Origin of the sequence: Chryseobacterium sp. VD8, from assembly GCF_037149975.1 — a bacterium.
Classification (GTDB): Bacteria; Bacteroidota; Bacteroidia; order Flavobacteriales; family Weeksellaceae; genus Chryseobacterium; species Chryseobacterium indicum.
Genome location: NZ_JBBCQL010000036.1, coordinates 18585 through 27406 on the forward strand (window position 1 = coordinate 18585; position 8822 = coordinate 27406).

Sequence of the window (8822 nt, forward strand, 5' to 3'; positions counted from 1 at the left end):
TTATTATATTTATTTGGTTTTAAGTATTGGAGAAATATTCCTAATCCTTGGTGTTAACTCTCCTCCTTGTTTAAGTATTTTATTTATTAAGTATTTTTTTGGATTAGTTGGATGTATTGCTTGAAACCATTCATCGGTTCCGGCTTTCATTATATCTTTTGTTCTTACTTCGAATTGTGAATATACCCATCCTTGAGGAGCATCATTCCAACTTGTTGGTCCAGATTCAGCAGTAGAGAGAAATGTATGACCCGCAGTACCTGGTTCTTCAACTAAATAGCCAGCTTCCGCCATTATGTTATAACTTTCTCTTGGACACCAATGTCCAACCTTAATATATTGAACTCCGGCATCATAAAACAATATACCTTTAAATCCTCTAAAAAGATATCCTCCAGCTTCCGCCTCTATATAAAATCTCATCATTGAAGCACTTGGATCTGTTAAAGCGGGGCTTGGAAGCCTTTGAGGTGCCGGAGGATAATATTTATCAGTATCAAAAGAACTGAAATAAGTTTTAGGCTTCCCTGGAGAAGCAATCTGAGGAACATCATTTCCTCCCATTGAACTTGCGGACATTTGGCTTGGTCTTACCACAAATGATGTCTTACCATCTTCTGTAACAGTACGATTTCTATTAAGCTGAGTATAAGTTCCTTTAATATTAATGTAAGAACCTTCTTTTCCTAAACGCGTTAATTTTTCTCCGTTTTTCCCTTTGATTTCATCTTCTTGACTATCATGCCAGGACACATTTCCGAGCCTGTCTCTATACCAATCCTTTGGTCTTCCTCCGACTCTTTCACCCATCATCCCTGAAGGATCTGCATAGTTTACAGGATCGTTCCAGACGTAAGCATAGGGAGAACCCGTGATATCTACCAGTGGATCTACAGAAAGCCAGAAGCTTCGTTTAGGATCGTAATATCTTGCGCCATAGTAGTAATACCCTGTTGCAGCATCAAATTCTTTACTATTAAATTTATAAGGATTGTTGTAATCCTGATTAGAAAGCTCCATCAGCAGTTCGCCATACGGCATATACTCGTACCAGTTGGTTACTTTTCCTGCACTGTTTACCAAAATGGAAGCTCCGCTGAGATGATCCGGATGGATCCAGTACATTTCAGATTCTACCGGCTCTGGTGGCGTATAATTGAGCATACATTCATCATTTAAAAACTCGCTCCACATATCACAGATATTCTGCCCATTGGCAAGAGCATTAGCATACGCCTCCTTGAGCTTATTAAAACAGTCTATATTATGATCCTGATCGAAGATCATCAGTTGCTGTTCTATAATATAAGAACATACTGTAGGATCGCTGCTCCCTGAAACGGGTGGGGTATAGGTTCCCTGAGAATCTTGATTGCTTACCCAAACTGCCTGCGGGAGCCCTGCCTGTGCAATGATATCGTTCACCTCTTCCGAAAGCGCAATGGCAAGATCATCATATTCTCCTGTTAAATTAATCTTGAATCGGTGGGTAGGAACATTGCTTACACGGGTCGCTATTCTTTGGTTGCCCATGTAGTAATGTTTACTCATGGTTTTTTCACTCAATACAAGATATCCGCTCGGGTAGTAGATGAATGCTCCCATTTGGGTTGTTTCATCCGGATTGTTTCCGTTCACGTAAAGCTTTTTGGAAACGGCATCATTTTTAAGGATTCTTTCTCCTGCAGCATCATATACATAATAGTTAAGATTCTGTTTCTGGGTAACAACAGCCTTTAGCCTGTTTTCTTCATCCCAATACTGTTTTCTTAAATCCCCAGAGTATCCTTCATCTATTCCTGTAAGATTTCCGTTCAGGTCATAAGAAAAAGTTTCTTTTTTGATTACCGGAGATGCTATTGGTGCATTTCCGCAGTCCAGAGGAGACGTAAACATTTCGAACTTATCGTATTCTATAGCAGATACTGCATTAGGGTGGTTAGGATCATTATATTTATAATCTCCTATATCTCCTTCATTTTGCGGGAATTGACATGTTCCGTTATTCAGATACGTTTTGAGTTTAAAATCCTTTACACTCATATTTCCGGCGTCATTATACTTCATGTTTAAAGTATAATACTTGGTATTTTCTTGTCCTTTTGCTAAAATCTGTGCAGACTCAAGCCTTCCAAAAGGATCATAATTGAAGGTCTTTTCTGTAGCAATTGCCATATCCGTAGAAGGGTAATTGCCGGTCATTGGTGTGACTCCGTTAATATTAGCTACATTTCCGTTGCCATCAAATGAATACAGATTTCTACGGATATTTGTTCCTGTAGTATATAAAAGTGCCAGCTCTTTTGTTCTTCCCCAGGGATCATATTTATAATCCGTCTTTGTTCCGTTAGCTGCGCGATAAGAGGTCATCTGATCCCTGTTATCATATTTTAGAGAATAGATAATAGGATTTAATTTTATCTCTCCCGGCAGTTTGCTCTGGATGTTATCCAGCAATCCTGCCATATTATAATTATAGGTAACTTCTTCGGTATCCGGATAGGTAATTTTATTAATTCTTCCTAATGCATCATATACAAAGGACGTTTTAAACATTTTCGGTACATTATTCGGAGCCACCACCACACGGGTATTTTCTTTCACCTGACCTACAGGAGTATATTTAAATACCTGTGTTCCCGTTTTATCCTTCTGTTTTACCAGTCTTCCGGCGGCAAAATCTGCTGCTCCGGAAGTTCCGTATTCAAGAAACACCGAATGGGTAGGATAAATTACCGAAGTAAGCTGGTCATAGTTATATCTGTAATCGATTTGTTGGCCATTGGAATTCAGAACAGCAGATGCTGAACTGGTCATTTTTCCGCTCAGATCATATTTGAAAGTAGAAGTCCCGGCATCCGGCTGTTCCACAGAAACTTTTCTGCCCAACATATCATAAACATATTTGGTTGGGTGATATCCTGTATCATCTATTTCAGTAAGCTGTCCTAATAAATCATATCCATAGCTTGTCCACAGATCCGTACCGCCTCCGGTTTGTTTGTTCGAAGTCGTTCTTCCTTTTTCATCCGTATAAGAGATTGTGGTATTCCCTAACGGACTCTGCGTTCTTGTGGAGAATTGGGTAAGCCCGCTTCTGTCACTTCCAAATTCATAAAATATTTTTGTCACCAGATTTTGCGCTCCCGCATTAGTAGTAACACTGTTTTGTGTAATACTCACAGGACGATCAAGATCATCATACGAGGTAGTGGTATACGTCTGTGCTGCCTGATCTTCAGAAGTCAGATAATCATCGAATGTTCTCAGAGAAGTCATAATATTTGTTCCCGTAGTAACTTTATCTCTGATAATGGTTTTCACCGGTCTTCCCAGCTTGTCTTTGATCTGATAGATATTGTTGGCAAAATAGTATGTTCCGTTCTCTTTTTTAAAGAGCTTTTTCATCATTAACCCAGATCCCCAGGCATCACTGAAAAGGCTGCTGAAATAATTATCTGTAGGAACATTCCCGTTAACGGAAGGTGCTTTTCTCTCGGTAACTGCTACCGGCATTACATCCAATGGATAATAATACATTTTTACTGTCCAGTCTCCATCCAATGGTGAACGGTACTGAGTAAGTCTTCCGAAACCGTCATACTTATACTCGGCGGTTACTCCGTTAATATCCGTTACGACAGTCGGAACCCCAAACAGATAATTGCTGTCATACTGGGTAGAAGATGTATAACCGTATGCATCAGTAGTTTGCAGCAGATAGGTGTGATAAACCGGATCATACGAATAAGAATAAAACATTCGCTGCATATTTGCTGATGCCGGCTGGGTAACCTTGGTAAGATTACCATAAGTATCATATTCCATATCAAAGTCTGCGGTTTCCGTTCCCAGATACTTCTTAATCTTTTTAATATTTTGAGCATCATCCTGTTCTGTTATATTTTTTCTTACCAACTGACCGCCTGCAGTAATGGTCTGTTCTGAAGGAATCCCCACAATATTTTTAACTCCCGGACTATGATAAGAAACGTTCATCTTAACGTCATCCAGAACATTGCTCATCGATACCCCTCTGTCCGTAGACTGAGTAACACTTCCATACTTATCATAAGAATCAATTGTTTTGATCGTACTTTTGCTATGACTGTTTCCTCCGGCATATTCTGTAAACGAGGATTCTGTCTTGTACAGTAAAGGAATGATTCTTCCAATATCTTTGTACTGAGGTTCAGTCTGGTTTTCCGTAAGCTGATATCCGGAAGAAGAACTTTGATCAAAATAACGGTAGGTATTTTTTGTTTCTGAACGTTTTCTGTTCTGGCTGTCCAAAAGATAAGTAGAACGAACCAGTCCTTTCTTATAGAAGTACTGTCTTACTTTGGTATCATTGTAGTTAACAAAGAAATTACTTTCATTTCCTGTGTAATCTGTTTCATATTCGGTAACGTGGGTCTGATGAAGCGTCAGATCATTATATACTTTGGTCTTGATGACTCCAAATCCTAAGAACTCTCTTTCCCTTCTGTCATGCACTCCTTTTTCATATTCAAACCCGAATATTTCTCTTGGTTTTACTTTCTGTGGATCGTTAATTCCGTTAGGAAACTGCAATGTAGTATCTAATGGTCTGAAATTCCATAGGGTAACTCCGGTCATTACTGTTTTTGAAAATGGCATTTGATACGTTCCGCCCACTAAAGAACCTAAATTTCCATCTTCATTAACGTAATTATAATCCATTTGTATAGCACCCTGAAGAGGATTTTCTATACGAAGCAATAAATTCGCCTTTGCCAGATTATTATGATAGTAGGTTAATTCTGTGTCTTTATTAGAAATCAGTAAGTCAGGATATCCGTCCCCATCAAAATCACGTAAATCAACTTCCTGTTTGTTAACCGATTTATCTGTACTGAAACCTCCCGATAAACATATCTTTAGTCCAAGACACGCACATAATGTTCCGAAAAAGTTAGACCCTGAAGAATTCTGTTTATTATCCAGGCTGAAATCTTTATTAAAATTATTGGGAGATAAAAATGATGTTCCATTGTTCATCCAGATTTCATAAGTATTCCCGTTTTTAACTATTTTATCAGCTTGCCCATCGCCATTAACGTCAATCAGTCCTGTCTTTGCCGTTGAGTTTGATTTGGAAAGTCCAACACCTCCTGCCCAGCTTCCGTTTGCCATACTGTATCCTCCGCCTCCGGAAACTGCAAAAGAATCATTTTTAGAAATATCGGAAACACTCCAGCCGTAAGGATCATAAACAAAGCCACTGCCGTTATTGAGATATACATTTCCTTCCGAAACATAATCCATGAGACCATCACCATTCATATCTGCCCAGACTCCGTTACCTTGTCCCCAAGCTTTTCCTATGGTTAAATTCACTCCTATTCCCAATGCAAATGAAGAAGAACCGGTATGCAAATCTTTCTCACCACCTATATTGAAGAATATTCCTGTATTACTGCTGAATTTTGCAATAGAAGGGGATGCTGAAAGTCCCGCTCCTAAGATCCATCCTTTGCTTTTGATTTCTTTTTTATCGATTCCGGATACAGTAGAGAGCTGTCCTAAAATATTGGTCTTCTGAAAGTAAGTCCCGGAAATAATATCGGGATACTGATCCCCATTAAAGTCCTGAAAATAATCCGCTGTTTTATCATTAGAAAATCCGGCATGTCCGCTGATTCCGAGCCATGGAGTAATCGATCCCGCTGCATATAAATGCAATCCATCGGATTTGGAACGGAGAATAATTCCTCGGGGATTTGGAACGGCAAATACAGGCGTTTGGGTAACGGTCTGACCTCCTGTACTTACCCCTAGCATAAAAGGTTGTAGGTAATCACCGGTTAATTCTGCAGATTCCAAAGGAGAAACATAAGCATATTTTTCTGCATCCAGTGCCAAAGGAGTAAAATATCGATTGCTATTCTGCTGGGATATATAATTAATCATACAGGTAGTATAATCCGGAGCTGAAGGATTACATGGTGATGAACCGCCCGGAGGAGGAACGGTACTTACAGGATTGACGGTAAATTCATTTTCCCGGATCGGCTGTCCAGCATACTTAGAACCATTATAGGTAAATCCTCCCCATCCCTGATATATCAGTCCTGTGTTGGTATTGTAGTGAGTATTATTAGAGCGATATGCCCAAACATCAACCTTAGCAACAGTATTGGAATTACTAGTATTTAATGGAATGGATGGATTTAAAGAAGCTATCTTTTTTGCTACATCATAATCTGTACTATGAATTTCAAAAACAACCTTTGCTGTAGTAATAAAACTATCATAATCGCTCATTTGAATAGGGTAATCACAGTTATAATTATTATAACAAACCGAAATCAATGGAGCCGGCATTATATTATTTACAACATTTACCTTTTTTTTGAAAGTGTAATAAGTACCATTAGTTAGCTGTGCCTTAATTGAAAAGGTAACTTGAGCATTATGATTTGTTGAAAGGTTTAAATTTATATTTTGTCCTATACTAGAAGCTCCGAAAGGGGCAAAATTAGCCCATCCGTCACTTTGAAATAAGTAATCATTGGATACCTTAGGTAAATTATTGGTAAGTCTTTCTGAATAAGGATTATATTGTACCAATGCTTTTACTGCTGTGGTATCGGTATCTGACATTACGGTCATATCGGGTCTCCATTTGATCTTTTCCCACGAAACATTCGTATCTGAAGAAACATCAAAGTGTAACATGGTCATGGTAGAATCTGACGGATTTTGGTTAACCAGAATATTCGAGATATCCGAATTGGGAACCAGATTACTCGTTTCCGTAACGGAATTTAAGTTTGCCCCTTTTGGCAATTTGTGGTGATAAATTAATGTGGAAGGTGGAATAACCCCTGTTGTATCTGAAATAGACTGAACCGATTTGTAAATTTTAAAATCAACATCATCTGTGAAAGTCTCATTAGCAAGGGTTCCCCAAGTAATTTTTACTTTGCTTTTATCGCCTACAACATTATCCTTTTTGCTGGAAGCCAAGTAATGAGTGGAAGAATTGAATTTAAAATAATTATTGTTATTGGCATCTTTTAACGCCAGATTGGTAACACCCGGAACAGACGTATATTCAATATTAGTATTTACATTAATTTTATCTCCGTCGGGACCGGTTTTTGAAGAGGCAATTATAAAAATCCTCTGTCCCTTCTCCACGTGGGTACCCGCTGAAAGGTTTTGTGTCTGTCCGGAATTGGATAATGTAACCACAGAAGAAATCAGGGTAGAATTAGAAGGCGAAAATGCTGAATTGTCTTCATTTGCTTTTGTCATTCCCCCTTTTTCAATCCAGACATCTACTCCGTCCTGAGAATTCTGTGACAACGACATACTGTTGTTAATTTGGATATCTCCGGTAACAGGTGCTTCCCACATTCTTACAATATTTGCAAGGGAAGAGGTAATCTGAGTTGTATTAATAGTATCCATAACAGCAGGACTTCCTTCCAGAATGGCATTAGGAGTTTCTTCCGTTACATTTACAGTAGTGGAAGAAGTCTGTGACTTAAATTGAGGAGCGCCGTTTCTTATTTTACCAAAGAAAACTTCTCCATAGTTAACCATATCAACCAGTCCGTCTCCGTTGACATCTGAAAAATAGGTAGGGGAGTTGCTGTTACCCCAAGAGTAATTAAAGCCTACCACTCCTCTTCTGAAGGAATATTCTAATCCTAAAGTTGTATTATAGGCATTGTGCCGGGTTATAGGAGTTTCACTTGGAAGCCCTATGGATGAATATACACTGCCAAATGAATTTTTTCCGTTTTTTCGAAAGCCGATTACCCCGTTTGAAGCATAAAAGGCTTTATCCAGCAAGCCGTCTCCATCCATATCGATAAGCTGGTTTTTTCCATATGATCTGTTGTCGTCATAGCTTCCGGTAATTCCGATCGTCCCTTTCTTATTTGATCCCACCAAAACGCAAAATCCCCAGCCAAAGCTTAAAGAGCCTCTTATATTTTTATTCTTCGCATAGCTCCCCCCAATAAAGCTGGTGTTCCCTCCTGAAAAAGAACCGACATCGCTATTATCTTTTGGAGTATTGTAAACTTTTGTAGGAAATTTATCAAAAATCCCTACCGAAGTATTATAAGTTAGGACATGTTTATTGAATACATTTCCATTCCCATCCTTTTGGATGATCTCTTTTAATAGTCTTTTGGAGAACTGGCCTAACAAAGTATTATCCAGCTGATACTCTCTGATTACGGTATTTGCTCTTTTTACCGTAATTTTTCTTAGTATTTTGGGATCGGATAGCTTTACCCCCAATTTATTATTGATAATCATATCAGGTCTTACCCCCGGCTCATTTTCAAAATCAATAAAGGTATTATTGCTGTAAGCAATTCGGGAAAGATATTTGTTTTTCCCTCCTCCGTCATACGTATCGGTATACGTATACGTTATGGTATTCCCGAATCGGTCGGTAACTTTGGTTAAATACCATTTAACAATATTTCCTGAGGTATTATTGCCCGGATTATTGGTTAATATATCCTGATATTCCTTTTTGGTTCCGCTGCCGTCAAGGATTTCCCAGGTGTATGCTCCGGGAGAATTTCCTTTACGGATAATTTTATAGCCTTCTTTTATCCCATTCCGATAATAAAAAGATCTGTCAGCTGCTCTTGTTTCTGCATAGGGTACCTTATTGGGCAGATAGTCATCTTTAAACACCAGCTGCTCACCGGCAATGGTATAAATTTCAGATTCATTGGTGCTGCTGAATGTAGGAACTCCCCAACGTGTATCAAGATCAATGGTTTCCACGGGGATATCCCATCCCGTTCCGGCCCATCCAAATTTAT

Annotated in this window: 1 protein-coding gene; it reads right to left on the reverse strand. The window is 38.8% G+C overall.

Features of this window, described 5'->3' with window-relative positions:
- Positions 1 to 9: 9 nt before the first annotated feature.
- Entirely contained in the window at positions 10 to 8784 is an 8775-nt protein-coding gene (locus tag WFK35_RS06320) for an RHS repeat-associated core domain-containing protein (protein WP_336731895.1), read from the reverse strand.
- Positions 8785 to 8822: the final 38 nt, after the last annotated feature.